Genomic DNA, 26,224 nt, shown 5'->3' with positions numbered 1-26,224 from the left:
GTGTAAGCAGTAAAAAAAGGACGAGTGAATCGTCCTTTTTACCAAAACATACTTGCGCCAGTAAGTAATGTTGTTACAAGCATAGAAATTAGCATTATATAAACCATAATTTTTTGAGCTTTTTTATGCATCGTTAAACCTCCTTGCAAATCAGTACAATTTCATTGTAACGAGAAATGAAATTGTGGACAAGGGGAGAGAAAGGACAAAATTCGGGAAGGGGGTGCAAAATATTACAGGAAATTTGAGCATACGTAGAGAATATGTTAAAAGATAGATTATTAATTTTTTTTTATGCAAGCTGAAGAATGGAGATACAATGATGAAAATATACGAGACAGATCGTTTACATTTAAGAGAAATTGATGAGTCGTATGCGGAAAAAGTTCTTCAATATTACGACAAAAATCGTGAATTTTTAAAAGCGTGGGAAGAGTATAGACCGGAGGGGTTTTTCACGTTAGATTATCAAAAGAAAAAGTTACAAAAGGATAGAAAAGAGTTCGCGGAAGGCAAGATTATCAGGCTTTGGATTTTTAAAAAGGGTGATGATACAAAAATTATTGGATGTATTTCATTTAATCTAATTGTTCGCGGAATTTATCAATCTTGTGTACTCGGTTATAAATTAGATAAGGAAGAATTGAATAAAGGTTACACAACAGAAGCGCTTAGAAAAGCAATTCAAGTTACCTTTGAAGAATTTCATTTACATCGTATAGAAGCACCAATTATGCCACGAAATTTAGCATCTATACAAGTAGTGACGAAGATAGGATTTCAATATGAAGGTGTATCTCGAAAAATGCTAATGGTAAATGGCATCTGGGAAGATCATATGCGCTGGGTATTGTTAAACGAGTAATAGAAGGCAGATGGGTATCTAGATGTGTTAACCATCTGTTTTTTGTCTTGTATTTCGAAACTTTTGCGAAATTCTGTTATAATTAATGTTGTTACATACATAATGGTAGTGCAGGAGGCGCAGTCTTATGATTAATCAAGAACGTTTAGTAAATGAATTTATGGAGTTAGTACAAGTAGATTCTGAAACAAAATTTGAAGCAGAAATTTGCAAAGTGTTAACAGAGAAATTTACTGCTTTAGGTGTAGAAGTATTTGAGGATGACACGATGGGTGTAACTGGTCATGGTGCAGGTAACTTAATTTGTACTTTACCAGCAACAAAAGACGGTGTTGATACAATTTATTTCACTTCTCATATGGATACAGTAGTTCCTGGTAATGGAATTAAGCCTTCTATTAAAGATGGATATATCGTATCAGATGGTACTACAATTTTAGGAGCCGATGACAAAGCTGGATTAGCATCTATGTTTGAAGCAATTCGTGTCTTAAAAGAGAAAAACATTCCTCATGGTAAAATTGAATTTATTATTACAGTTGGAGAAGAATCTGGTCTTATTGGCGCAAAAGCGTTAGATCGCGAGCGCATTACAGCAAAATATGGTTATGCATTAGATAGTGATGGAAAAGTTGGTGAAATTGTAGTTGCAGCGCCAACACAAGCGAAAGTGAATGCGATTATTCGCGGGAAAACAGCTCATGCTGGCGTAGCACCAGAAAAAGGTGTATCTGCAATTACTATCGCAGCAAAAGCAATCGCAAAGATGCCACTTGGTCGTATCGATTCTGAAACAACTGCAAATATTGGACGTTTTGAAGGTGGTACACAAACAAATATCGTTTGCGATCATGTTCAAATCTTTGCAGAAGCTCGTTCTTTAATAAATGAGAAAATGGAAGCACAAGTTGCAAAAATGAAAGAAGCATTTGAAACAACTGCAAAAGAAATGGGTGGTCATGCAGACGTTGAAGTAAACGTTATGTATCCAGGATTTAAGTTTGCTGCTGGCGATCACGTTGTAGAAGTTGCGAAACGTGCAGCTGAAAACATTGGTCGTACGCCTTCTCTTCACCAAAGTGGTGGCGGAAGTGATGCGAACGTAATCGCAGGACATGGTATCCCAACAGTTAACTTAGCAGTTGGTTATGAAGAAATTCATACAACAAATGAAAAAATTCCTGTTGAAGAATTAGCGAAAACAGCAGAATTAGTTGTAGCTATTATCGAAGAAGTAGCGAAGTAAGTAATAAAGTCAAAAAGACGTGTGAACCAATTATGGTTTACACGTCTTTTTTTATTTTGATTCAATTGCTTTCACAAGGCGGATAAGCCAATATAAGAAGACCCACGGAAGTACATAAGTTGTTGTAAAACGTATGAAATGAGAGAAGATTCCTAAAGCGTAAATGTTAATGTTAAAAAGGGGAAGTAACAAATAATTAATCGCAAGGATTACTATAATAATAATAAATACATAATTGAGTTTATTATGTTGTTTCATAACGATTCACCTCCTTTACAATAATATCCATTTGTTACGTACAGTATAGCAAAAAATAGATAGAGAAGAGCCAATAATTATTATAACGTGTAAAGAAATTTGATATAATGAAGGAACAAATGTTCTTTAAGGGGTGAGTAGTATGCGAGAAATGTATCCGAAAAATGGACGTGTTATTTTACATGTAGATATGAATTGTTTTTTCGCATCTGTCGAAATTGCTCATGACCCATCATTACAAGGAAAGCCATTAGCGATTGCGGGGAATGAAAAAGAGAGAAAAGGGATTATCATAACATGTAGTTATGAGGCGAGAGAATATGGAATACGTACGACGATGCCTCTATGGGAAGCGAAGCGATTATGCCCGCAATTAGTTGTGAGGCACCCTAATTTTACATTATATCGAGAAGCTTCATTTCAAATGTTTCAAATTCTTTCCCGTTTTACAGAAAAAATACAACCGTTTTCTATAGATGAAGGGTATTTGGATATTACAGATTGCTATGCGCTCGGTTCGCCTCTTGAAATAGCGAAGATGATTCAACAAGCGTTACTAACAGAGTTACAGCTTCCATGTAGCATTGGGATTGCCCCAAACCTTTTCCTAGCAAAGACTGCTTCAGATATGAAAAAACCTCTTGGAATTACAGTACTTCGAAAACGTGATATCCCAGAAATTATTTGGCCACGATCAGTTGCAGAGATGCATGGAATCGGAGAGAAAACAGCTGAAAAACTAAAAGACATTCATATACATACAATTGAACAGTTAGCAAAAGGAGACGAGCATATCATTCGCGCTAAAATTGGAAAGCACGGTGTTGATTTACAAAAACGTGCAAAAGGTATGGATGACAGGGAAGTTGATCCGAATCAAATGGGACAACATAAAAGCGTTGGAAATTCGATGACTTTCTCAAAGGATATGGACGAAGAAAAAGAATTACTTGATATGTTAGAAAGATTATCGAAATCAGTAAGCAAAAGGCTACAAAAACGAACTCTCGTTAGTTATAACATTCAAATTATGATTAAATACCATGATCGTCGCACGGTAACACGGAGTAAACAATTGAAAAATGCAATATGGGAAGAACGGGTTATTTTCCAAGCAGCATCACGTTTATGGAAGCAACACTGGGATGGTGATTCTGTTCGCCTGTTAGGTGTTACAGCTACTGAATTAGAGTGGAAGACAGAATCAGTGAAACAGTTAGATTTGTTTTCATTCGAAGAAGATGCGAAAGAAGAGCCGTTACTTGCTGTTATTGATCAAATTAATGAAAAGTATGGAACACCTCTTTTACAGAGAGGTAGTCAATTATTGCGTAAGCAAGAAAAGTCGTTTCAGCAAAAATTAGAAAATAAGTTTATGTAGAAGGTTTTAGAGATTTAAACCCTTCTTTTTTAGATGGAAGAGAGGGTCCAGCCATTCGATGTCTCCATTGTCTTTCCATTCCGATGCAAGCTCCTACAATAATTGCTATAAATAACCTTAATACGATGTCATACCATATCATCATGGTTACCTCCATACATATAAGTACATGTTATATTTTTTGAGAATGAGTGAGAAATACCCACTCATTCTCATTTTTACAACCAGCTGTGGAATTTTTTAATATAAAGCTTTTTCAGGAATTGTGTTAAGAAAGCATAACCTAATAATATTCCTATGAGCCACGGGAAGTAGCTTAGTGGTAATGCTTGTAAACCAATTGCTGCACCAAGTGGTGAGAATGGAATGTAAATTCCGATTGCCATAATACAAGCGGTTAATATAAGAACTGGTATTGATGCTGTACTTTGAATGAACGGAATTTTCTGTGTTCTAATCATATGGACAATTAATGTTTGAGTTAGCAACCCAACGACAAACCAACCAGATTGGAATAGCGATTGTTCTCCAGGTGTATTTGCACCGAACACATTCCACATGACAACGAATGTGATAATATCGAATATAGAGCTAATTGGACCGATGCAAATAATGAAGTTACGCAAGTTTGCAGTATCCCATTTTCTAGGCTTCTCTAGAAATTCCTTATCCATTTTATCCCATGGAATTGAAAGCTGTGAAATATCATAAAGTAAGTTTTGAATTAAGAGATGAATTGCAAGCATCGGTAAAAATGGAATGAAAGCACTTGCCACTAATACACTAAATACATTTCCAAAGTTAGAGCTAGCTGTCATTTTTATATATTTTAAAATATTGCCGAAAGTAGTGCGTCCTTCTAAAATACCTGCTTCTAATATAGTTAAACTTTTTTCAAGTAAAATAATATCGGAAGATTCTTTTGCAATGTCAGTAGCAGTATCAACAGATATTCCAACATCAGCATCACGTAGTGCAACGGCATCGTTAATACCATCCCCCATATAACCTACAGTATGACCATTACCTTGCAATACGCGAATGATGCGGGACTTTTGCATTGCATTGGATTTAGTTTTGCGAACACTGTTGTTTCTTCTGCCAGTGTTGCCAATGTTTTATCTGGTAAAGAATCAATTTCGTAACCGAGGACAGGCTCACCTATATTTAATCCCACTTCTTTACAAACTTTTTTTGTAACAATTTCGTTATCGCCTGTTAAGATTTTCACTTGTACGCCATGTTTTTGCAATGCTTGAATTGCAGAAGCAGCAGATGGTTTAGGTGGATCTAAAAAGCCGATATATCCAGTAAGGATCATAGCGGATTCATCTTGTACTGCATAAGCTTTATGATAAGGTTTGTTATCGTTCTTGTATGCTACAGCGATGACACGCATTCCTTCACTATTTAAAGTTTCGCTGAGATGTTTTACATTTACTCTCATTTCTTCAGTGAGAGGGACAATTTGTCCATCAACTTCAGTGTAGTTACAAATTGATAAAATTTCTTCTACGGCACCTTTACAAACCATTGTATGTTCACCTAAAATATTTTTCACGATGACAGACATGCGACGCCGAGCAAAATCGAATGGAATTTCATCTAGCTTTTGAAAAGCTGATGGATCAAATTTATGGTTCTCCTCTGTATGTTCAATAACAGCTTTATCTATTAAATTTTTCAATCCAGTTTGATAGAAGCTATTTAAATAGGCAAAGTGTAATACACGATCGCATTCATTTCCGTTAGGATCTAAATGACGAACTAGGACAACTTTATCTTCTGTTAAAGTTCCAGTTTTATCTGTGCAAAGAATGTTCATAGCACCTAAGTTTTGAATTGAGTTGAGCTGTTTTACAATTACTTTTTGTTTAGACATGTTCACGGCGCCTTTAGCTAAATTAGCAGTTACAATCATTGGCAGCATTTCAGGTGTAAGGCCAACTGCAACAGCAATAGCAAAGAAAAAAGCTTCTTGCCAATCTCCTTTTGTGAATCCATTAATGAGAAGGACAATGGGTGCCATAATAAGCATGAATGTGATTAAGAGCCAACTTACTTTGTTTACGCCTTTATCAAAGTTTGTTTCTGCACGTTTTCCGATAACCTTTTTTGCTAAAGAGCCGAAATACGTATCCGTACTAGTTGAAACAACAACAGCTTTTGCGCTACCGCTAACAATATTTGTACCCATAAAGCAAAGGTTTTCCATATCGAGCGGATTGTAATTTTTTTTCATGTTTTTCGGTAATATATGTTTATTTTCCGTATGGTAGCAGTTTTCGTATTTTTCTACAGGAAGTGCTTCCCCGGTTAAAGAAGACTGATTAACAAATAAATCTTTTGCGGATAAAATACGCACATCAGCTGGCACGATATCACCAGCTGAAAGTGAAATAATATCGCCAGATACAAGTTCTTCAATTGGAATTTCTGTTGTGTAATTTCGATTTAAATTTGTTACGTTTTTTGTTTCGTGTACAAATCCATCTATTCTAAAGACACTCGCAGTTGTTCGAACCATAGCCTTTAACTTATCCGCCGCTTTCTCAGAGCGGAATTCTTGTAAAAAGCGAATCGTTGCACTTAGCAGTACCATTACAGATACGACAATTGTTCCTTGTATATCATCTGTGAAAAAAGAGAGTGCTCCAAGAGCTAACAAAACAAAAATAAATGGGTTTTTAAATGCCAGCAGAAATTGAATGTACCACGGCAATGTTTTATTATGAGCGATTTCGTTCGGACCATATAAAGAAAGTCTACGAGACGCTTCTTGTTTAGAGAGTCCATCTTGTGTTGTTTCTAAGAGTTTTAACGCAGAGTTTACATCCTGTGTTGCAACTTCCACTAATAATTCGTTATTTGCTTTCATGCTATCTTGATCGTAAGCATGCTTCGTTTCTTGTTTTTGTAAATTTAACATTGGTAGTTCCTCCTTTTCATGAAGGAGGAAACAATCTGTTACTCGACTATTTTAAACAGGGAGGAACAGCTTCTTTCCTACCTACATGATGAAATATAAATGTAAAACATATGGGTATCTGGGCCGAATCATCACTTGACACTGTTCCTCACCTCCGTACAATTTAATAGTTTCTGAATATGCTATGTTTGTTTCATAGTAGGGTGCATAAAGATATAAAAAAGACCTTTACTCAAAACGAGTAAAGGTCTGAATTCATAGTCAAAAAGAGTCAACAACAAAGACTGTTAGTAAACATAGATAAAAACAGTTTTTGTGTATGACAAAACATACGCACCTCTCCCTCGTTGAGTTTTAGCACTGTATAGCATAGGTACTGAAACCAGCTACGTTAAGAAAGGCCTTCATTCCGACCTTTCCTGTTGACCCATTGGCGTCTCTCGACATTTTTGGGCAGCAGCGTTTCTCTATACAGGAGCCTCACCTAACAGAGACCATATTCAATTACACGTTGAATATTAGCACTGTAAAATCGTAGTGTCAATATCTTTTTAATCTGTTTTTTTGAAAAATCAAATAGATTTATGATGGCTATATAGTAGGAAATAAGCGGAGTTTTTTGAAATAAGGCGGGAAAATAAATACTTTAATGAACATAAATAAAAAGCACTGATTACAGTGCTTTTTATTATAGATTATGAGATTGTAGGATTTTCAAAAATAACAATTTCTGAGTTACTTGTTGTTGAAACGCGTTGTGCGTAATATGTTAAAGCTGAAGAAATATATGTTGGTAACGTCTCATTTGTATGTGATGTTGTATATTCATGGATTAATTCTTTTAAAGTCGTCCATTCTAATTGTGCTGGGTGATCAGAAACGAAAGAACTTACCCAGCGATCAAATGAAGATGAAAAATCAGTTTGTAAACGAAATACTTCTTTCATAATAAAACGCTCCCTTAAAATGTAGTACAATCATTTTACCACAAAATACGAACGATAGCTAAATTTTTAAGTATAATGTTCGTGTTATATAGTTGTCTAGATGATTGGTTATACAAATTCAATTTGCCATTTGAAATAACATTCCGTAAGATGAAAGATAGATTATATAAAGAGCTGGAGGAAAGAAAGTGGAATTTGTATTTTTAGGGACTGGTGCAGGTGTTCCTTCAAAAGGAAGGAATGTTTCAGCAATTGCTTTGCAGTTGTTAGAAGAACGAGGACAGACTTGGTTATTTGACTGTGGCGAGGCGACGCAACATCAAATACTACATACGTCTGTACGTCCACGCCGCATTGAAAAAATATTTATTACGCATTTACATGGCGATCATATTTTTGGATTGCCGGGTTTATTGGGTAGCCGTTCGTTTCAAGGTGGAACAACAAAATTAACAGTGTACGGACCAAAAGGAATTAAACAATTTATTGAAGTGGCATTATTAGTAAGTACGACACATGTTAAATATCCACTTGAAATCGTTGAGATTACGGAAGAAGGTATTGTGTTTGAGGATAATGAATTTTGTGTAGAAACAAAAAGGTTATCACATGGAATTGAATGCTTCGGATATCGAATTGTAGAGAAAGATATACAGGGAGCTCTTTTAGTGGATAAGTTACTGGGAATGGGTGTGAAACCTGGTCCAGTTTTTAAACGCTTAAAAGATGGTGAAGTAGTTGAATTAGAGAATGGCACAGTGTTAGATGGAAAAGATTTTATTGGCCCGCCTCAAAAAGGAAGAGTTATTACAATTTTAGGCGATACACGATATTGCGAAGCGAGTAGAGAGCTTGCGCAAGATGCTGACGTACTTGTTCATGAAGCGACTTTTGCGGCAGAAGATGAACAACAAGCGTATGATTATTTTCATTCCACATCTAAGCAAGCTGCGAGTATTGCACTTCAGGCAAATGCAAAACGCTTAATATTGACTCATATTAGTTCTCGTTATCAAGGAGATACATATAAGGAATTATTGAAAGAGGCAAGAGAGCTATTTTCTAATACAGAAATAGCTACGGATTTAAAATCATTTCCAGTAGAAAGATAATAATGTTGTGAAAAAATGGTGACGATAGGTTGCCATTTTTTTTATTTCTAAAAAAAATTAAAAATAAAACTGTTATCATTTTATTTTTATATAGGATGACACAGAAAGTTTTAATGATGTGAAGATATAGGGTAAAAATACATAATACCGATTATTTAGAAAAACTGTTATATAAGTCAGACGACATACGAGTGGTACAAGTAGCGAAAATGGATTTTTATTCAGAACTTTTAAAATTCATTAAAAGTAAGCGTTTTATTAAAAACAAGCTATAATGAGGGCAGATTATAATTTATTGTAGGCTACATGCGTTTTAGCCATTTGTCATAACAAGTGAAGTTGACTAAATCGTGAGAGAGCAACATGGAAATTATAATAGGAAGGATATTACTATTATTTGTACTAAGTCTTTTTTTCCTTTTTAGCTTTAAAATATCAAAAGGTATGAAAGCAATGGGAGTTTCACTTGTTTATGCTATGCTTGTAAGGGGTTCTGTGTTAAACTTTGGATTGCTACCAGACTTTATTGTGGACTATCTTATATTATTTTTAAATGCAGGTAATGCTAAGTTTCTTATTTATTATTATAACTGGTATTATTTCAGGATATATTGCTTCACTGTTATTCAAAAACTATCCAATTCTTACAGCGGAACAAATTCGTGGTACGACTGGAACAGCAACCGATTCGGTAGCTTAATAGAATAGTAAATAATTTTTTCATAGAGGTTTAGGGGGAGTTATGATGAAGTATCGCTCAGTGTTTGATATTATTGGTCCGGTTATGATTGGTCCATCAAGTTCACATACAGCAGGCGCGGCAAGAATGGGGCAAGTTGCTCGTCAGCTGTTTCGTCATGAACCAGAGAGAGTTAGCATTTCATTATATGGTTCATTTGCAAAAACATACCGTGGTCACGGTACGGATGTAGCGCTAATCGGTGGAATACTAGGATTTGAAACAGATGATTTACGTATTCCAAGTGCGTTAGATATTGCAAAAGAACGCGGGATTGAAGTGGAATTCATTGAAGAAGATGCAAATGCTCCGCATCCAAATACAGCGAAAATTCGTCTGTATAAAGGTGAAGAGGAAATTGAAGTTGTTGCTTGCTCAATTGGTGGCGGTAAAATTGAAGTTGTAGAATTAAACGGATTCGATCTTCAATTAACAGGCACGAGTCCAGCACTACTTATTGTAAATAACGATCGCTTTGGTGCTATCGCAGCTGTAGCTTCAATCCTTGCTAAGCATGAGATTAACATAAGTACAATGAGTGTTTCTCGTAAAGAAAAAGGAAGAAGAGCGCTTATGGTCATTGAAACAGATGAATTATTAGCAGATGAAGTAATTGCGGAAATAAATGGGCAACAAAATATTTGTCAAGTAACTATTATGGATTAATTGCAGGGGGGACACACCATGTTTCGGAACGCAGCGGAACTAGTGGCGCAAGCTAAAGAGCAAAATGTAAAAATCGCAGAAATTATGATTCAATGTGAAATGCAAACAAGAAATATCTCACGTGAAGAAGTAATTGCTGGAATGGAAAAGAACTTAGTCGTGATGGAACAAGCAGTAGAACGCGGTATTCGTGGTGTAAAATCACCGACTGGTTTAACTGGCGGGGATGCTGTGAAAGTCCAAGCGTATATGCAGAGTGGAAAAGGTTTATCTGGAGATACGATTTTGGACGCAGTGAGTAAAGCTGTTGCGACAAATGAAGTAAATGCGGCGATGGGAATTATTTGTGCAACACCAACAGCAGGATCTGCTGGAACAGTGCCAGGTGTACTGTTTGCACTGCAAGAAAAATTACAGCCGACACGCGAAGAAATGATTGAATTTTTATTTACAGCAGGAGCTTTCGGTATGGTTGTTGCGAATAATGCTTGTATTTCTGGCGCGGCAGGAGGTTGCCAAGCTGAAGTAGGTTCAGCAAGTGGAATGGCAGCTGCAGCAGCAGTTGAGATGGCTGGTGGAACACAAGATCAAGCAGCTACAGCGATGGCGATTTCATTAAAGAATATGCTTGGTTTAGTATGTGATCCTGTTGCAGGGCTTGTAGAAGTACCTTGTGTAAAACGTAATGCAGCAGGAGCTGCGAATGCCATGATTTCAGCTGATTTATCATTAGCTGGTGTAACTAGTACAATTCCATGTGATGAAGTCATTGAGGCGATGTTTAGAATTGGACAAACGATGCCAGTAGCACTTCGTGAAACAGCAGAAGGTGGCCTTGCAGCAACACCGACAGGTCGTCGTTTGCAAGAAGAGATTTTTGGTAAGAGTAATAACTAAAAGCATATCATATGATTAAAGTAAAAACGGAGCTCAAATAAAGTTGAGCTCCGTTTTTTATTTTTCTTTTGCTATTTCTTCTAATGTTTTTCCAAGATCGTGTGATCGTTTCGTTGCTTGTGTAATACATGAGATTAATGCTTGTTGAAAATTATGCTCCTTTAATACTTCAATACCTGCTTCAGTTGTTCCGCCAGGAGAAGTAATTTCTTTTCGCAAAATAGAAGGGTGTTTTTCGCTTGCTTTTAGCATTTCAGCAGAACCAATCATCGTCTGAAGAATAAGAGATTTTGCAACATCTTCTTTTAAACCAATTTTTTTTGCTGCCTCTTCCAGTGCCTCTACCACGTAATAAATATAAGCTGGTCCACTTCCAGATAATGCAGTGATAGCATGCATATCTTCTTCTTCTACAACAGAGACGAGACCAATCGTTTCAAATAAAGATGTTGCAGTGTGAATATGTTCCTCCGTTGTGTGTTCTGAAGGTGAGATAGCGGTAGCGGATTTTAAAATGGCTGCAGATGTATTTGGCATTGCACGAATAATCGGAACGTCTTTTTGAAGTAGGTTTCTAATTGAATGAGTAGAAACACCTGCTAATAACGAAATAATAAGCAAGTCATTATTTATGTATTCTTTAAGAGGAATAACCGCTTCTGCGACATCTTTTGGCTTCATAGCTAGAAAAAGAATATTTGCATCAGCAAGTAATTCCTTTTTATTATGTGTACCTTTGACACCGTATTTTTTATGTAACTCCTGTAATCTTGTCTCGTTAGAACGATTACTTACAGTGACGTGTTCTCCCTTAACAACATTTGCGTTTAATAAGCCACCAATAATCGCTTCGGCAATAGAGCCTGCACCGAGAAAGGAAATGTTTTGCATAGACATGATGTGCCTCCTTTAAATTTGGTTAGAAATACTTATAAATGTACATACATTCGTTTTTTTATGGAAAAGACCTCTTTTTATCTGAAAATAATGACAAATTTATAGGGAAGTTGTAAACTGAAGAGGTATTCATTTTTGAACCGGAAAAAGACAGGGGGGGCTAAGCATGACGGCGATTCATCGAATGGAGATTCCTGTTCCATTTGCAGTTGAGACAGTGAATGTGTTTTTAGTTGAGGGAGAAACATTAACGTTAATTGATACAGGGACAAATACAGAAGAAGCAAAGAAAGCACTAGAAAGTCAATTAGGTGCATTAGGATATAAGATAGAAGATATTGAAACGGTAGTGATTACGCATCACCATGCGGATCATTGCGGACTTTTAAATACATTTTCTGAAAAAGTAAAGATTATCGGACATCCTTGGAATGAACCGTGGATTACACAGAATGCTGAATTTTTAAAGAGGTATCATGAATTTTTTAAAGAGACAGCCTTGCAGTTCGGCGTTCCAGCAGTATTTCTGAATGGTGAGGCGTTATTGACGACGAAGACACTTAAATATTCTTGTAATAGATCGTTAACACATACCGTGAGAGAGGGAGATCGTATAGATTCGTTACCTGGATTTACAGTGATTGAAACCCCGGGTCATGCTTCCACTCATATTTCATTATATAGAGAATCTGATGGAATATTAATTGGTGGGGATGCTCTCATTAGTCATATTTCTTCAAATCCAATATTAGAACCACCATATGAAGGGCAAACAGAAAGAGCGCATCCCTTATTGCAGTACAATCAAACGTTAAAACGTTTAAGTGAAATGAATATTTCACGGATTTTATCAGGGCATGGGGAAGATGTTCTGAATGTGAAACAACTTATTGAAACAAGATTACAAAAGCAAGAGACACGTGCTTTTAAAGTGCTTGAACTATTAAAGGAAAAGCCAATGACAGCATTTGAGGTGTGTGTAAAACTATTTCCGGTATTATATAAAGAGCAATTACCACTTACTATCTCAGAAACTGTTGGACAATTAGACTTTTTAGCATATAATCAACAGGTGATGATTGATGAATCTTCACAACAATTGATTTATTATGCAAAGTAGGTGACAGCAATGACGGGACGTTTACAAGAAAAAGTAATCGTCATTACAGGTGCTTCTAGTGGAATTGGAGAGCAAGTTGCAATGCAGGTTGCAGAGCAAGGGGCGACGCCGGTATTAATGGCTCGAACAGAAGAGAAGCTACAAGCATTAGCAGACAAAATTAAAGTAACTTATAATACGCCTTGCTATTACTATGTATTAGATGTAAGTGAAGAAACGAAAGTACAATCTGTTTTTTCAAAGGTATTACAAGAAGTAGGCCGTATTGATATATTGGTAAATAATGCTGGGTTTGGTATTTTTAAAACGTTTGAAGATGCTTCAATGGATGAAGTAAAGGATATGTTTCAAGTAAATGTATTTGGATTAGTAGCTTGTACGAAAGCGGTATTACCTAATATGGTAAAAAGGAACGAAGGACAAATTATTAATATTGCTTCATTGGCTGGAAAAATTGCAACTCCGAAGTCGAGTGCTTATGCAGCAACAAAACACGCTGTATTAGGATTTACGAATAGTTTACGTATGGAGTTATCTAACACAAATGTGTATGTAACAGCAATTAACCCAGGACCGATAGAAACGAACTTTTTTGAAATAGCCGATCAATCAGGTACATATGTGAAAAATATGGGACGTTACATGTTAAAACCAACATATGTAGCAGAACAAATCGTAAAGGCGATGCAAACGAAAAAACGTGAAGTAAACTTGCCGAAGTGGATGGGAATGGGGCCAAAGCTCTACGCATTATTCCCAGGTTTATTTGAACGCGTTGCAGGCAAATCATTAAGTAAAAAATAGGAGATTTCCATATGGAAATCTCCTATTTTTTATTTTCCAGTCACATAATCGTAAACGATATCCTCAACAGCCTCGTATACATCAATTCCAGTATTTGAATGAATTATCATTTGAATATGTTTAATTAGCATTTCCTGATCCTCTTTTGAAACAGGATTACATTGATATTGCCGAAAACTTTTTATAATCATTTTCTCAATTAATTTTTTATTCATGTTTTTCCCCGCCTGTATGTATACATGTATTGTTTTATTGTACTTGAAGTGAAATGAAAATACTACTATGCAATATTTTTGCATAAAAATCCACTTGTGTATATTACTTTTATAGCGATAATAATATTTTGAAGTTTTTAAAAATTATAAATATTTAATTGACTTTATAATTATGCAATATTATAATCAAACTTAATTTAAAGAATAGATATGAGGAGGAGCTTATGAAAGTCGCAATTATTGGAGCAACTGGATATGGAGGTATTGAGTTAATTCGGTTATTAGAGCAACATCCATATTTTTCGATAGCATCTCTCCATTCTTTTTCACAAGTTGGTGAATTTATAACAAATGTATACCCGCATTTTCGAAATGTTCTTGTCCATACGTTACAAGAAATTGATGCGGAGAAAATAGAGAAGGAAGCTGAAATTGTATTTTTAGCAACCCCAGCGGGAGTATCGGCAGAGTTAACACCAAAATTATTGGCAGTAGGTTTAAAAGTAATTGACCTATCTGGGGACTTTCGTATGATAGATCCCTCGTCATATGAATTGTGGTATAAAAGGCCAGCTGCACAGGAAGAATTTCTTAGGAAAGCAGTATATGGATTAAGTGAATGGAAAAGGCCTGAGATCCAAAATGCAAATTTAATTGCAAACCCAGGATGTTTTGCTACAGCTGTATTATTAGCGGTAGCGCCGTTAGTACGTAGCGGCATAATTGAAGAAGCTTCAATTATTATTGATGCGAAATCAGGAGTATCTGGAGCGGGCAAAACGCCAACAACAATGACTCACTTTCCTGAGTTATACGATAACTTACACATTTATAAAGTTAATCAACATCAGCACGTTCCTGAGATTGAGCAAATGCTTGCAGAGTGGAATCATGAAACGAAGCCAATCACGTTTAGTACACATTTAATACCGATATCACGAGGGATTATGATTACACTTTATGCGAAAGTGAAAGAGGAAATGAAAATAGAGCAACTTCAAAAGTTGTATGAAGAAACGTATGAATACTCAGCTTTCGTTCGAGTTCGCTCGCAAGGAGAATTTCCAAGTCCGAAAGAAGTAAGGGGCTCAAATTATTGTGATATTGGGATAGCTTACGATGAAAGAACAGAAAGAGTTACGGTCGTTTCTGTTATAGACAATATGATGAAAGGTGCGGCAGGGCAAGCAGTTCAAAATGCAAATTTATTAGCGGGACTAGAAGAGACAACGGGTTTACAGCATATGCCGCTTTATCCATAAGGGGGAAATTATGATTAAAGCATCGTCTATTACAAAATTAGCAAATGGTTCAATTGTTACACCAAAAGGCTTTTTGGCAATCGGTACTGCAAATGGTCTGAAAAAGGTGAAAAAGGACATGGGTGCAATCGTTTGTGAGGTGCCAGCATCATGTGCCGCTGTGTATACAACAAATCAAATACAAGCAGCGCCGTTGCAAGTAACGAAGGATAGCATAGCAGCAGAAGGGAAATTACAAGCAATTGTTGTAAATAGCGGCAATGCAAATGCTTGTACGGGGATGAAAGGATTACAAGATGCTTATGAGATGCGAACATTAGGAGCGGAACACTTTGGAGTAAAAGAAAAGTACGTCGCAGTCGCTTCAACAGGTGTAATTGGAGTACCTTTACCGATGGATATCATTCGAAAGGGAATTGAATCTCTTGTGCCCACAAAGGAAGTAAGTGAAGCTTATTCTTTTTGTGAAGCAATTTTAACGACAGATCTTATAACGAAAGAAACTTGCTATGAGATGATAATTGATGGGGAAGCAGTGATCATTGCTGGGGTCGCAAAAGGATCAGGGATGATCAAACCGAATATGGCAACGATGCTTAGTTTAATTACAACAGACGCCAATATAGAGCATGAAGTATTGCAAACAGCATTATCACAAATTACGAATCATACGTTTAATCAAATTACGGTGGACGGAGATACTTCTACAAATGATATGGTCATCGCTATGGCAAGTGGATTATCAGAAACGAAAACGATGAATATGGAACATGAAGACTGGGAAACTTTCGTAGTTGCTTTACAAAAGGTATGTGAAGATTTAGCGAAAAAAATTGCACAAGATGGTGAAGGTGCTACGAAGTTAATAGAAGTAAACGTGTTAGGGGCTAGAACAAATGAAGAAGCAAAGAAAATTGCAAAACAAATAGTCGGTTCCAGTCTTGTGAAAACAGCGATATACGGTGAGGACCCAAATTGGGGACGAATTATTAGTAGTACTGGACAGAGTGAAGTAATTATTAACCCAAATACAATTGATATCACTCTTCAATCTATCGCCGTATTAAAAAATAGTGAGCCTCAAATGTTTTCTGAAGAGGAAATGACAAAGAAATTACAAGAACATGAAATAAAAATTGATGTGTGTTTACATTTAGGAAATGAAACGGGATCAGCTTGGGGCTGCGACTTAAGTTATGAATATGTGAAAATAAATGCTTGTTATCGTACATAAGGAGAGAGAATATGAGTGATTATATTGTAGTTAAATGTGGCGGTAGCATGTTGAATCGATTAAATAGTGTCTTTTTTGATTGTATAAAGAAATTGCAAAATAAGTATAAGGTTGTTATTGTCCATGGCGGTGGCCCAGAAATTGATGCCAAGTTAGAAGACTCTAATATCGAGATAGAAAAGAAAGATGGATTAAGAGTAACGCCGAAAGAGGTTATGGATGTTGTTCAAATGGTGCTATGCGGAACTACGAATAAAAAATTCGTAATGAATTTACAAAAACATGATTTACTTGCGGTGGGGCTTTCAGGATGTGACGGTAATTTACTTCAAGTTCAACCTGTTGGCGAAGCGATAGGATATGTAGGAGAAGTAAGTTATGTAGAAACAGCCCTATTGAAAGGGTTGATAGATATGAATTATATTCCTGTCATTGCCCCAATTGGGATAAATGGTAATGAGGTTTATAACATAAATGCAGATACCGCTGCAGCTGGAATTGCAGCCGCACTATCCGCAAAAGAACTCATTTTTATAACGGACGTAGATGGAGTATTACACGAAGGAAGATTGGTAAAGAAAACGGATGAATATGAAATTCTTACTTTTATAGAACAAGGCGTCATTACAGGTGGAATGATTCCGAAAGTACAGGCGGCACTTACATCGTTAAAAATGGGAGTGAAAAAGGCTAGTATCGTAAATGGTACAAAGGATTTTACTGAGGTTACAGGAGAGTGTGTTGGAACTACGGTAACAAAAGGAGTGAGTATCGTATGACAAGCCATCTTTTTCAAACATATGGAAGAAGAGAAATTGAATTTCTAAAGGGCAATGGGGCGAAAGTTATTGATAAAAGTGGTGAGCAATATTTAGATTTCACTTCTGGTATTGGAGTATGTAACTTAGGACATTGTCATCCTACGGTTGTAAAGGCAGTAGAAAAGCAAATTAGAAATATATGGCATATATCTAACTTATTTACGAACTCCTTACAAGAAGAGGTCGCATCATTATTAACAGAAGATACAGCATTAGATCATGTGTTTTTTTGTAATAGCGGGGCGGAGGCAAATGAAGCGGCTTTAAAACTAGCACGTAAGCATACTGGAAAATCTCTCGTAGTAACATGTGAGCAATCTTTCCACGGGAGAACATTTGGAACGATGAGTGCAACAGGGCAAGATAAAGTGAAAGAAGGATTCGGTCCATTACTTCCGTCTTTTTTACATATACCATTTAACGACATACGAGCATTAGAGGAAGTAATGAATGAAGAAGTTGCGGCGGTAATGGTAGAAGTTATTCAAGGAGAAGGAGGAGTAATATTAGCTGATCCATCCTTTTTGAAGGAAATTGAAAAACTATGTAATCAGTACAATGCTCTTTTTATTATAGATGAAGTACAAACTGGAATAGGCAGAACAGGAACACTATTCGCTTATGAGCAAATGGGAATAGTTCCTGATATCGTTACCATCGCAAAGGCGCTTGGGAATGGTATTCCAGTTGGAGCGATGATTGGCCGAAAAGAACTAGGTTCTTCTTTTACTGCCGGGTCACACGGTTCAACTTTCGGTGGGAATTATATTGCTATGACTGCAGCGAAAGAAGTATTGCAATGCATTAAGGAACAATCGTTTTTTAAAGAGGTACAGGAAAAGGGCGAGTACGTATTAAAGAAATTGCAAGAAGAATTACGACACGTTGAATGTGTTCAAAATATTCGTGGTAAGGGACTTATGATTGGAATCGAATGCAAGCATGAGGTTGCAAATGTCATAGAACAACTAGAAAAAGCAGGACTTCTCGTATTACAAGCAGGGCCTAATGTTATAAGACTATTACCACCACTTATTGTAACGAATGAAGAGCTAGAACAGGCAATATATATGATAAAAAGAGTGGTTTGTACAAAAAATGCATCAATAATATAAGGGGGAAATTTCATGTCAACTGTACAAGTACCGAAATTAAATACGAAAGATCTTTTAACGTTAGAAGAATTGACGCAAGAAGAAATCATTTCTTTAATTGAGTTCGCTATATATTTAAAAAAGAACAAGCAGGAGCCTTTATTACAAGGGAAAATATTAGGTCTCATTTTTGATAAACATTCAACCCGTACTCGCGTTTCTTTTGAAGCAGGAATGGTACAGCTCGGAGGACATGGAATGTTTTTAAGTGGAAAAGAGATGCAAATTGGCAGAGGAGAAACGGTGTCAGATACTGCGAAAGTACTATCTCATTATATTGATGGAATTATGATACGCACATTTTCGCATGCGGATGTAGAGGAGCTTGCAAAAGAGTCCAGTATCCCAGTTATTAACGGTTTAACTGATGATCATCATCCTTGCCAAGCATTGGCAGATTTAATGACGATATATGAAGAAGTTCATACGTTTAAAGGAGTTAAATTAGCTTATGTAGGTGATGGGAATAATGTATGTCATTCACTATTGCTAGCGAGTGCAAAAGTCGGAATGAATATGACTGTTGCAACTCCCGTAGGGTATGAGCCGAATGAAGAAATTGTTAAAAAAGCATTAGCGATTGCTGATGAAACAGGGGCTGAAATTGAAATTTTGCATAATCCTGAATTAGCGGTAAGTGGAGCAGATTTTATTTATACTGACGTTTGGATGAGTATGGGCCAAGAAGGAGAAGCAGAAAAATATACTTTATTCCAGCCTTTCCAAGTAAATAAAGAGCTTGTTATACATGCAAAGCAAACATATCGTTTCCTGCACTGCCTGCCTGCTCATCGTGAAGAAGAAGTAACTGGAGAGATTATAGATGGGCCACAGTCTATCGTTTTTGAGCAAGCTGGTAACAGGTTGCACGCGCAAAAAGCTTTATTAGTGAGTTTATTTAAAAATATAGAAGAGCCTTCCTAAAAGGGAGGTTTTTTTATATGGAAATGTCGGATGTATATTTAGTTAATTATCTCTATATCATTTATAATAAAAAGAGAAAACTAAATTTGTTTTTCATATCATGTAAGGACATACTAGATAAAAAAATATAGTTAAAGAGATGATGAATTTGAAAACAACTAAGAAAACATATTCGTTTTTTCAGCGGATGTGGAGAATATTAAAGTTTCAATATTTTAAGTTGCTTCGATCGCCAGAAGGAGCAAAGAAAGTGTCGCTAGGTTTTGCTATTGGATTTGGTTTAGAAATGTTGGTGATTTATACGGCATCGCTCGTATATTTAATATTTTATCCAATTGTAAGGTTAGCAAAGGGATCTTTTCCAGCCGCAGTCATTGGTAATATTATTGGGAAAATATCGTTTCTCCCAGTATTTTTATTTCCGTTTGCTTATGCGCTAGGAAAAATGATTTACCCATTTCATGTACAGAAAATACATCATGAACCATTTACGATATCAGATTTGTTTTCGAGCCATATTTTTACGATGTTAAAGAGCTTATTACAGAGTGAAGTATATGTATTAATTGGTATGACGATAATAGGAATTGTGTGTGGGGTAATTTCATATTTCGTTGTGCATTATTTATATGAAAAGAATCGTAAGTTACGTTTGAAGAAAAGAAAGAAACAAGTGAGAGAACCACTTGTTCAAATATAAAGAATGTCACATTCATTTTCTCCTTTGAATATGTTTAAGAAAAAGGGGGAGAGAATGAATGTATTATTATTACGTACCGCAAGTATACCCATATGTAAATTATTATCCGGTTTATGATATGAGTAGACAATACGAGTTATATCGACAACAACAATTACAGCAAATACCACAAATACCACAACAACAGCCTACGCAAGAACAAAAACCATATTTAACGACATGGCCGTATTCAAATGTATACTATGGTAATTATTACGAATCATAAAGCTGCTTCTATTTAGAAGCAGCTTTATGCGTTTGTTTTCAAAATTAAATTTTGAATGGTTTTAAGAGAATAAATGAGCTTTTCACGCTCTTCCTCAGATAATGTTTGAAAATTTTCTTTTAGTTTGCCTAAAATGAATTGCTGATACTGACTTACTAACACTTTCCCTTCAGTTGTTAGGGAAATTAAAATGACCCTTCGATCTTTTTCGCTATAATGACGCTCTATTAGCTCTTCTTGAATAAGTTTGTTTAATAGAGGGGTCATGTTAGGCCGTGAAATCGCTAGCCGCTTGCCAATTTCTGAAACTGCTAATGTACCATTTTCATGCAAAAGCAGTAACACTTGCGTATGTGATGGCGGCATATGTCTTTGAGAAGAAAACTCTCCAGGAAGCATAAATTTGCGATAAAAAAGAGGCACTAGCGAAAGAAGATGATCAACAATACGTTCCCACTCGCGTGATTCCATATAACGGCCCCCTTCCACTATCATTGTAACAAAAAAGACAAGGTATAAAAATAGAATTGTTTCATGGTAGCCTTAATATTTGTAGGATAACACTTGCTTTGTAAATGTATTGGCAATAATCGTATAACCGTTATCATTTGGGTGTACTTGGTCAAATAGTAAATCTTTTTTATCCTTAGATATTAATTTGCGAATTGGTAAAACAATCGACGGTTGATGTGCTTTTGAAATAGAATAAATAGAATCATTCCAACCATCTAAAAACATATCTGCATAACTTGCGATGGAGTCATCAAGTTGTAAAGGGTTATAGAGTTCAGATAGAATGAGTAAAGCATTCGGATTTTGATCTCGAACGGTCTTTACAATATTTTTTACATCCGTTTCAAAACGGGCTTTTTCTTTATTTAACATTTTAATACCATCTATAACACCTACATCATGATTTAAGCGGAATAAATTATTTCCTCCAATATTAATAGTAATTATATTTGCTTCCCTAATTTTTTGTTGAACTTCTTCTGACTGGACTTTTTTAACGAGACGATCTGTAGTGAGACCATTTACACCGAGGTTTTCTACCGTAATTGGTTTATGAATTTGTCCTTCTAATTGTTTAGAAGCTAATTCGGCAAATCCCCCTTGTGTAGATCCATATCCTTTTGCAAGTGAATCACCTAATACGAGGTGATAAAAGGAATCATTCGTTTGCTTATCAATCCAACTGGGAGCAGATGTTTTTTCTGTTTTTCTTTCAGTTTCTTTTTGTTTTGTCTCATCGTTCTTTTCAAAATAAGAATAAGAAATGATTAGAAGGAGGAGACAAACAATTGTTAAGATGACTTTTTTCATAAATTCATCCTCCTTGTAATTGGTAATTGTATCATATTCAGCAGTATAAGCAATGTAAGGGCATATTATATATTTATGAAAACTTTACAGAAAATTTGTAGAAGTGTGTCAAAAAATATTGACGGTATGAAAGTACTTTAGATATGATAATGTCAGATAAGGTGAAGATTATCGCTCTAATAGAAGAAAAAAGGTATGTGGTTAGAGAATGATAGAGACTCACTTCATTATTTTGGGGTAATTGTATAAGGGGGATTTTTTGTGAAAAAGTCAAAAAAAATGCTAGCTGGAGCAACACTTGCTATTGGCGTTATAGCACCGCAAGTGTTGCCGACAACAGCTCATGCAGAGGAAAAAGCTGGGGAGAGTACAGTTAACTTACGAATTTTAGAAACATCAGATATTCACGTTAACTTAATGAATTACGATTATTATCAAACGAAAACAGATAATAAAGTAGGTCTCGTGCAAACTGCAACACTTGTGAATAAAGCACGTGAAGAAGCGAAGAACTCTGTCTTATTTGATGATGGGGATGCATTACAAGGGACACCGCTTGGAGATTATGTAGCGAATAAAATAAAAGATCAGGAGAAGGAGAATTCTGTTGATCCTAACTATGTCCATCCATTATATCGTGTAATGAATTTAATGAAGTATGACGTCATCTCTCTTGGGAATCATGAATTTAACTACGGTTTAGAGTATTTAAAAAAAGTGATTAAAAAAACGGATTTCCCGGTTATTAACTCGAATGTCTATATAGATGATCATGATGGTAATGATGAGAATGACAAGCATTACTTTGATAAACCATATCATATTTTTGAGAAAGAAGTAGTGGATGAATCAGGTCAAAAACAAAAGGTGAAAATTGGTGTAATGGGATTTGTTCCACCTCAAGTTATGAATTGGGATAAAGCGAATTTAGAAGGAAAAGTAAAAGCAAAAGATATTGTGCAAACAGCGAAAAAATTAGTTCCGGAAATGAAGGCGCAAGGTGCGGATATTATAGTTGCACTAGCGCATTCAGGTGTTGATAAGAGTGGATACAACGAAGGAATGGAAAATGCATCGTTTTATTTAGCGACAGAAGTTCCTGGCGTAGATGCAGTATTAATGGGACATTCACATACTGAAGTGAAGGACGTATTTAATGGTGTTCCAGTTGTAATGCCTGGTGTTTTTGGTAGTAACTTAGGTATTATTGATATGCAATTGAAAAAGGTAAATGGAAAATGGGAAGTACAAAAAGATCAGTCTAAGCCGCAACTTCGTCCGATTGCTGATAGTAAAGGGAATCCATTAGTACAATCCGATCAAAGATTAGTTAATGAAATTAAAGATGATCATCAAGCGACAATTGACTATGTGAATACAGCTGTAGGAAAAACGACAGCGCCAATTAATAGTTATTTCTCATTAGTACAAGATGATCCTTCTGTACAACTTGTGACAAATGCACAAAAATGGTATGTAGAAAAGCTATTCGCTGAAAACGGACAATATAGTAAATATAAAGGAATTCCAGTATTATCTGCAGGAGCACCATTTAAAGCGGGTGGCCGAAACGGTGCTACATATTATACGGATATTCCAGCAGGGACATTAGCAATTAAAAACGTAGCGGATTTATATGTATATCCAAATACGTTATATGCTGTAAAAGTAAACGGGGCACAAGTAAAAGAATGGCTTGAAATGTCTGCTGGTCAGTTTAATAAAATTGATCCAGCGAAAACAGAAGAGCAGCCACTAGTAAATATAGGCTATCCTACATATAATTTTGATATTTTAGATGGTCTAAAATACGAAATTGACGTGACGCAACCAGCGAAATACGATAAAGATGGTAAAGTTGTAAATGGAAATACGAATCGTATTGTAAATATGACGTATGAAGGTAAGCCTGTAGCTGACAAACAAGAGTTCATCGTAGCTACAAATAACTATCGTGGAAGTAGCCAAACGTTCCCTGGTGTAAGTAAAGGGGAAGTTGTATACCAATCACAAGATGAAACACGTCAAATCATTGTGAAATATATGCAAGAAACACCAATTATTGATCCAGCAGCAGATCAAAATTGGACGTTTAAGCCGATTGTTGCAGATAAATTAAATACAACATTTGATTCTTCACCAAATGCACAAAATCATATAAAGAAAGATGGAAAGATATCATATGTTGGACCATCTGAAAATGAATTTGCTAAATATGCAATTGATATAACGAAGAAGAATGATGATAAGGAAACTGGTGGAGAGAATCCAACGACACCACCAACAGGTGAAGGCAATAACGGAGAGAATCCAACAACACCGCCAACAGGTGAAGGCAATAACGGAGAAAATCCAACGACACCACCAACAGGTGAAGGCAATAATGGAAATGAACCAAAACAAGATGGAAATAATACAGGATCTGGACAAACTACAACGGATAATCAAAACTCAAAAGAAACAACAACTGTAAGTGAAAATAAAGAAGAACGTGATTTACCGAAAACAGGTACAAGTGTTGTTTCTACAATTGGAGCAGGTTTGGCGTTTGTTGGAGCGGGATTACTTCTGTTATTTAGAAGAAAGAAAGCGAATAGATAGCGGAGAAATATAAAAAGGATTACCGATTAAGGTAATCCTTTTTATTATATTATGAAACTGGTACTGTCTTTTCTTTCTTCCATGAAAGACCAAATCCAGTGAAACCAACAATAATTGTTAAGACCGGGCAAGCTAAACAGAAGATTGCGAATGGAACGTAATCAAATGTCGGAACGCCAAGGACGTTCGATAAGAATACGCCACTTACTCCCCATGGTACGAGCGGGTTAATAACTGTACCTGCATCTTCTAATACTCGTGATAAATTACGACGTTCTAAACCGACTTCATCGTATTTGTTAGCGAATGCTTGTCCTGTTAAAACGATTGATAAGTATTGTTCGCCAAGTAAGAAGTTTACACCAATTGCAGTTGAAGCAGTAGAAATAATTAAGCGTGTGCTATTTTTTACGAAGCTAGAGATGATATTCATCAGCTGCGTGATAATGCCCATTCCTTGTAGTAATCCTCCCATACAAAGAGCTAGGAAAATAAGTGCAATCGACATCATCATACTTTGTAGACCACCGCGAGATAGTAAGCTATCAATGTCTTTAATACCAGTTTTAGAAACGTAGCCGTCTTGCATAATTTTCATTAAATCAGCTAAAGAAGTGCTAGGTTTAAAAATAAAGAGAATAATAATTCCTACCACAATTCCTGCAAGCAATGTTGGAACTGCTGGAACTTTTTTAAATGCGAATAGGAACAGTAATAAAATTGGAATAAGTGTAACGATAGAAATCGTTGTGTTTTTTTCTAACGTGCTAATAAAGTTAGTGAAGTCAACGTCTCCACTAATACCGCTTCCTAAAATGAAAAATGCGATAAAAGCAATAATGAAAGCAGGAACTGTTGTCCAAAGCATGTTGCGAATATGCTCAAATAAATCTACACCCGTTACAGCAGGAGCTAAGTTTGTTGTATCAGATAAAGGAGACATTTTATCTCCAAAGAATGCACCAGAAATAATTGCACCAGCGATCAGAGCTGGATCGTATCCGAGAGCACTACCCATTCCCATAAAGGCAAGCCCTACTGTTGCGGCAGTTGTAAATGCACTACCGATACTTGTTCCAACAATTGCACAAACAACAAAAACAGTTGGGACGAAAATTTTAGGAGATACAAGCTGGAAGCCGTATACCATTAAAGTTGGAATTGTTCCAGCAGCGATCCAAACACTAATTAATACGCCCACAAGTAAGAAAATAAAAATAGATGGAATACCAGCTGAAATACTACTGATCATCCCTTTTTCCATAGTAGACCAAGAGATTTTTTTCATAAATCCAAATGCTAATAAAAGAACGATACCAAATAAAATTGGGATGTGTGGTGAAACTTCTAATTTGATAACACTAAAGCCAATACAGAAAAAGATAAATAATGTTAAAAGAACAGATTCAATTTTTGAAACCATTGTTTTTCCCTCCTAAGTAATTTAAAATAGCTCTTTTTTATATAAAATTCGCCAATATTGTATATTTCCTTCTAAAATTTAGAATTTTGTGACAAATTACCGGTAATTGTCAACATCTCAATATGATACGGAAATGATTGGATAAAAAAACGCCCCTGCATATAATTATGCAGGGACGAAGAAATCGCGGTACCACCCTAGCTTGTGAAAGGAATGTATCACAAAATAAAGGGTCATATGATATGCGCTCATAAAATAAAAACGCCCCTGCAATATATGCAGGGACGAAAAATTCGCGGTACCACCCTAAATTGTGAAACAGTTTCATTTCACCACTCTTTAGACATAACGGTCTAAACCGTCTTTCACTACTCCTCACGTTTCGTAAAAGAAGCTCCAGGGGGTAATTCATAAATCGCTCTGTACTGGTTCGCACCGACC

The 26,224-nt window shown here is 35.9% G+C and carries 26 protein-coding genes, 1 pseudogene, 1 riboswitch and 1 other annotated feature (1 of these 29 only partly in view); of the genes and pseudogenes, 17 read left to right on the top strand and 10 right to left on the bottom strand.

The annotated features are described in order from the left end of the window. Nucleotides 1–38: 38 nt before the first annotated feature. Nucleotides 39–131 carry a stressosome-associated protein Prli42 gene (gene prli42 / locus B5P40_RS32755; RefSeq protein WP_000549036.1) on the bottom strand — a complete coding sequence of 31 codons (93 nt, stop codon included), beginning with the start codon at nt 129–131 and terminating at the stop codon, nt 39–41. A gap of 188 nt (nt 132–319) precedes the next feature. Between prli42 and B5P40_RS11995 the strand changes: the two genes are divergently transcribed. Together B5P40_RS11995 and B5P40_RS11990 are read left to right on the top strand one after the other, a co-directional pair. Then, a complete protein-coding gene (locus B5P40_RS11995; protein ID WP_002015105.1) occupies nt 320–865 on the top strand; it encodes a GNAT family N-acetyltransferase in 546 nt (181 codons plus the stop codon). A 127-nt stretch (nt 866–992) separates the two neighbouring features. Next, nucleotides 993–2,111: a tripeptidase T gene (locus B5P40_RS11990; protein ID WP_002015107.1), complete on the top strand. Its 1,119-nt coding sequence runs from the start codon at nt 993–995 to the stop codon at nt 2,109–2,111. A 51-nt stretch (nt 2,112–2,162) separates the two neighbouring features. Here the strand turns inward: B5P40_RS11990 and B5P40_RS11985 are convergent, their stop codons facing one another. After that, entirely contained in the window at nt 2,163–2,369 is a 207-nt protein-coding gene (locus B5P40_RS11985; protein WP_000809197.1) for a hypothetical protein, read from the bottom strand. Nucleotides 2,370–2,511: 142 nt separating this feature from the next. On the opposite strand from B5P40_RS11985, the gene B5P40_RS11980 reads away from it, so the two are divergent. After that, a complete protein-coding gene (locus tag B5P40_RS11980; RefSeq protein WP_002088539.1) occupies nt 2,512–3,750 on the top strand; it encodes a DNA polymerase IV in 1,239 nt (412 codons plus the stop codon). Here B5P40_RS11980 and B5P40_RS32750 read toward each other — a convergent pair. From B5P40_RS32750 to B5P40_RS11970, 3 genes and pseudogenes are all read right to left on the bottom strand, one after another. Further along, nucleotides 3,743–3,892 (bottom strand): hypothetical protein, encoded by a 150-nt coding sequence (locus B5P40_RS32750; protein ID WP_162208024.1) that lies wholly within the window; start codon nt 3,890–3,892, stop codon nt 3,743–3,745. The two genes, B5P40_RS11980 and B5P40_RS32750, sit on opposite strands and share 8 nt — an antisense overlap. Nucleotides 3,893–3,968: 76 nt before the next feature. Beyond that, nucleotides 3,969–6,679: pseudogene (mgtA, locus tag B5P40_RS11975) on the bottom strand (magnesium-translocating P-type ATPase). Nucleotides 6,680–7,010: 331 nt separating this feature from the next. Beyond that, a riboswitch (M-box (ykoK) riboswitch) is annotated at nt 7,011–7,178 on the bottom strand. Nucleotides 7,179–7,374: 196 nt separating this feature from the next. Beyond that, a complete protein-coding gene (locus B5P40_RS11970; RefSeq protein WP_000665712.1) occupies nt 7,375–7,626 on the bottom strand; it encodes a DUF3932 family protein in 252 nt (83 codons plus the stop codon). A gap of 188 nt (nt 7,627–7,814) precedes the next feature. Between B5P40_RS11970 and rnz the strand changes: the two genes are divergently transcribed. From rnz to sdaAA, 4 genes are all read left to right on the top strand, one after another. Then, a complete protein-coding gene (rnz, locus tag B5P40_RS11965) occupies nt 7,815–8,738 on the top strand; it encodes a ribonuclease Z (RefSeq protein ID WP_002014952.1) in 924 nt (307 codons plus the stop codon). 562 nt (nt 8,739–9,300) lie between these two features. Further along, on the top strand, nt 9,301–9,438 hold the full coding sequence (locus B5P40_RS33425; RefSeq protein ID WP_002066987.1) for a hypothetical protein: 138 nt from the start codon (nt 9,301–9,303) through the stop codon (nt 9,436–9,438). A 45-nt stretch (nt 9,439–9,483) separates the two neighbouring features. Beyond that, nucleotides 9,484–10,143, top strand: a complete 660-nt coding sequence (gene sdaAB, locus B5P40_RS11955) for an L-serine ammonia-lyase, iron-sulfur-dependent subunit beta (RefSeq protein ID WP_002088527.1) — start codon at nt 9,484–9,486, stop codon at nt 10,141–10,143. An 18-nt stretch (nt 10,144–10,161) separates the two neighbouring features. Then, nucleotides 10,162–11,040, top strand: coding sequence for an L-serine ammonia-lyase, iron-sulfur-dependent, subunit alpha (sdaAA, locus tag B5P40_RS11950; protein WP_002033842.1), 879 nt, complete (start codon nt 10,162–10,164; stop codon nt 11,038–11,040). Between the two features lie 57 nt (nt 11,041–11,097). Here the strand turns inward: sdaAA and proI are convergent, their stop codons facing one another. Next, complete coding sequence (gene proI, locus B5P40_RS11945; protein WP_113709274.1) at nt 11,098–11,937, bottom strand: pyrroline-5-carboxylate reductase ProI; 840 nt, start codon at nt 11,935–11,937, stop codon at nt 11,098–11,100. Nucleotides 11,938–12,103: 166 nt separating this feature from the next. Between proI and B5P40_RS11940 the strand changes: the two genes are divergently transcribed. Beyond that, the gene (locus B5P40_RS11940; protein ID WP_002014957.1) at nt 12,104–13,057 is read left to right on the top strand and encodes an MBL fold metallo-hydrolase; all 954 of its coding nucleotides are present in this window, start codon (nt 12,104–12,106) and stop codon (nt 13,055–13,057) included. Between the two features lie 9 nt (nt 13,058–13,066). Then, the gene (locus B5P40_RS11935) at nt 13,067–13,861 is read left to right on the top strand and encodes an SDR family oxidoreductase (protein WP_002129013.1); all 795 of its coding nucleotides are present in this window, start codon (nt 13,067–13,069) and stop codon (nt 13,859–13,861) included. A gap of 29 nt (nt 13,862–13,890) precedes the next feature. Here B5P40_RS11935 and B5P40_RS11930 read toward each other — a convergent pair whose 3' ends face one another. Then, on the bottom strand, nt 13,891–14,076 hold the full coding sequence (locus B5P40_RS11930) for a YqzH family protein (RefSeq protein WP_113709403.1): 186 nt from the start codon (nt 14,074–14,076) through the stop codon (nt 13,891–13,893). A 224-nt stretch (nt 14,077–14,300) separates the two neighbouring features. Here B5P40_RS11930 and argC point away from each other — a divergent pair, with 224 nt between their 5' ends. The 7 genes from argC (at nt 14,301) to B5P40_RS11895 (ending at nt 20,436) form a co-directional block, all read left to right on the top strand. Further along, a complete protein-coding gene (argC, locus tag B5P40_RS11925) occupies nt 14,301–15,338 on the top strand; it encodes an N-acetyl-gamma-glutamyl-phosphate reductase (RefSeq protein ID WP_113709273.1) in 1,038 nt (345 codons plus the stop codon). A gap of 10 nt (nt 15,339–15,348) precedes the next feature. Next, nucleotides 15,349–16,572: a bifunctional glutamate N-acetyltransferase/amino-acid acetyltransferase ArgJ gene (gene argJ / locus B5P40_RS11920; RefSeq protein ID WP_113709272.1), complete on the top strand. Its 1,224-nt coding sequence runs from the start codon at nt 15,349–15,351 to the stop codon at nt 16,570–16,572. 11 nt (nt 16,573–16,583) lie between these two features. Next, nucleotides 16,584–17,351 carry an acetylglutamate kinase gene (gene argB, locus B5P40_RS11915; RefSeq protein WP_113709271.1) on the top strand — a complete coding sequence of 256 codons (768 nt, stop codon included), beginning with the start codon at nt 16,584–16,586 and terminating at the stop codon, nt 17,349–17,351. Beyond that, nucleotides 17,348–18,508 (top strand): acetylornithine transaminase, encoded by a 1,161-nt coding sequence (locus tag B5P40_RS11910; protein WP_113709270.1) that lies wholly within the window; start codon nt 17,348–17,350, stop codon nt 18,506–18,508. The genes argB and B5P40_RS11910 overlap by 4 nt, the downstream gene beginning before the upstream one ends. A 12-nt stretch (nt 18,509–18,520) precedes the next feature. Next, entirely contained in the window at nt 18,521–19,471 is a 951-nt protein-coding gene (argF, locus tag B5P40_RS11905; protein WP_002014968.1) for an ornithine carbamoyltransferase, read from the top strand. 148 nt (nt 19,472–19,619) lie between these two features. Then, on the top strand, nt 19,620–20,171 hold the full coding sequence (locus B5P40_RS11900; RefSeq protein WP_002167705.1) for a DUF2062 domain-containing protein: 552 nt from the start codon (nt 19,620–19,622) through the stop codon (nt 20,169–20,171). A gap of 58 nt (nt 20,172–20,229) precedes the next feature. Next, nucleotides 20,230–20,436, top strand: a complete 207-nt coding sequence (locus tag B5P40_RS11895) for a hypothetical protein (RefSeq protein ID WP_002167706.1) — start codon at nt 20,230–20,232, stop codon at nt 20,434–20,436. 24 nt (nt 20,437–20,460) lie between these two features. Here the strand turns inward: B5P40_RS11895 and B5P40_RS11890 are convergent, their stop codons facing one another. Together B5P40_RS11890 and B5P40_RS11885 are read right to left on the bottom strand one after the other, a co-directional pair. After that, nucleotides 20,461–20,907 carry a MarR family winged helix-turn-helix transcriptional regulator gene (locus B5P40_RS11890; protein ID WP_002129002.1) on the bottom strand — a complete coding sequence of 149 codons (447 nt, stop codon included), beginning with the start codon at nt 20,905–20,907 and terminating at the stop codon, nt 20,461–20,463. 72 nt (nt 20,908–20,979) lie between these two features. Continuing rightward, complete coding sequence (locus B5P40_RS11885; RefSeq protein WP_113709269.1) at nt 20,980–21,759, bottom strand: GDSL-type esterase/lipase family protein; 780 nt, start codon at nt 21,757–21,759, stop codon at nt 20,980–20,982. A gap of 261 nt (nt 21,760–22,020) precedes the next feature. Between B5P40_RS11885 and cpdB the strand changes: the two genes are divergently transcribed. Beyond that, complete coding sequence (gene cpdB, locus B5P40_RS11880; protein WP_113709268.1) at nt 22,021–24,360, top strand: bifunctional 2',3'-cyclic-nucleotide 2'-phosphodiesterase/3'-nucleotidase; 2,340 nt, start codon at nt 22,021–22,023, stop codon at nt 24,358–24,360. Nucleotides 24,361–24,409: 49 nt separating this feature from the next. On the opposite strand, the gene nhaC is transcribed toward cpdB, so the two are convergent. Continuing rightward, nucleotides 24,410–25,783, bottom strand: coding sequence for a Na+/H+ antiporter NhaC (nhaC, locus tag B5P40_RS11875; RefSeq protein WP_016120779.1), 1,374 nt, complete (start codon nt 25,781–25,783; stop codon nt 24,410–24,412). A 277-nt stretch (nt 25,784–26,060) separates the two neighbouring features. Then, nucleotides 26,061–26,224, bottom strand: a binding site (T-box leader); it runs 56 nt beyond the window's last position.

Source organism: Bacillus sp. SRB_8 (genome assembly GCF_003264205.1).
Taxonomy (GTDB): Bacteria; Bacillota; Bacilli; order Bacillales; family Bacillaceae_G; genus Bacillus_A; species Bacillus_A mycoides.
The sequence above is the reverse complement of the archived record's forward strand: the minus strand, read 5'-3'. Positions and strand labels throughout refer to the sequence as shown.

Coding starts and splice junctions, on each gene's coding strand:
- sdaAA (WP_002033842.1), top strand. CDS start 10,162: ATGTTTCGGAACGCAGCGGAACTAGTGGCGCAAGCTAAAGAGCAAAAT.
- argJ (WP_113709272.1), top strand. CDS start 15,349: ATGATTAAAGCATCGTCTATTACAAAATTAGCAAATGGTTCAATTGTT.
- nhaC (WP_016120779.1), bottom strand. CDS start 25,783: ATGGTTTCAAAAATTGAATCTGTTCTTTTAACATTATTTATCTTTTTC.
- B5P40_RS32750 (WP_162208024.1), bottom strand. CDS start 3,892: ATGATATGGTATGACATCGTATTAAGGTTATTTATAGCAATTATTGTA.
- argB (WP_113709271.1), top strand. CDS start 16,584: ATGAGTGATTATATTGTAGTTAAATGTGGCGGTAGCATGTTGAATCGA.
- argF (WP_002014968.1), top strand. CDS start 18,521: ATGTCAACTGTACAAGTACCGAAATTAAATACGAAAGATCTTTTAACG.
- B5P40_RS11885 (WP_113709269.1), bottom strand. CDS start 21,759: ATGAAAAAAGTCATCTTAACAATTGTTTGTCTCCTCCTTCTAATCATT.
- argC (WP_113709273.1), top strand. CDS start 14,301: ATGAAAGTCGCAATTATTGGAGCAACTGGATATGGAGGTATTGAGTTA.
- B5P40_RS11970 (WP_000665712.1), bottom strand. CDS start 7,626: ATGAAAGAAGTATTTCGTTTACAAACTGATTTTTCATCTTCATTTGAT.
- B5P40_RS11895 (WP_002167706.1), top strand. CDS start 20,230: ATGTATTATTATTACGTACCGCAAGTATACCCATATGTAAATTATTAT.
- B5P40_RS11910 (WP_113709270.1), top strand. CDS start 17,348: ATGACAAGCCATCTTTTTCAAACATATGGAAGAAGAGAAATTGAATTT.
- B5P40_RS11985 (WP_000809197.1), bottom strand. CDS start 2,369: ATGAAACAACATAATAAACTCAATTATGTATTTATTATTATTATAGTA.
- B5P40_RS11935 (WP_002129013.1), top strand. CDS start 13,067: ATGACGGGACGTTTACAAGAAAAAGTAATCGTCATTACAGGTGCTTCT.
- B5P40_RS11990 (WP_002015107.1), top strand. CDS start 993: ATGATTAATCAAGAACGTTTAGTAAATGAATTTATGGAGTTAGTACAA.
- B5P40_RS11995 (WP_002015105.1), top strand. CDS start 320: ATGATGAAAATATACGAGACAGATCGTTTACATTTAAGAGAAATTGAT.
- B5P40_RS11980 (WP_002088539.1), top strand. CDS start 2,512: ATGCGAGAAATGTATCCGAAAAATGGACGTGTTATTTTACATGTAGAT.
- B5P40_RS11890 (WP_002129002.1), bottom strand. CDS start 20,907: ATGGAATCACGCGAGTGGGAACGTATTGTTGATCATCTTCTTTCGCTA.
- proI (WP_113709274.1), bottom strand. CDS start 11,937: ATGTCTATGCAAAACATTTCCTTTCTCGGTGCAGGCTCTATTGCCGAA.
- B5P40_RS11930 (WP_113709403.1), bottom strand. CDS start 14,076: ATGAATAAAAAATTAATTGAGAAAATGATTATAAAAAGTTTTCGGCAA.
- sdaAB (WP_002088527.1), top strand. CDS start 9,484: ATGAAGTATCGCTCAGTGTTTGATATTATTGGTCCGGTTATGATTGGT.
- B5P40_RS11940 (WP_002014957.1), top strand. CDS start 12,104: ATGACGGCGATTCATCGAATGGAGATTCCTGTTCCATTTGCAGTTGAG.
- B5P40_RS33425 (WP_002066987.1), top strand. CDS start 9,301: ATGCTAAGTTTCTTATTTATTATTATAACTGGTATTATTTCAGGATAT.
- prli42 (WP_000549036.1), bottom strand. CDS start 131: ATGCATAAAAAAGCTCAAAAAATTATGGTTTATATAATGCTAATTTCT.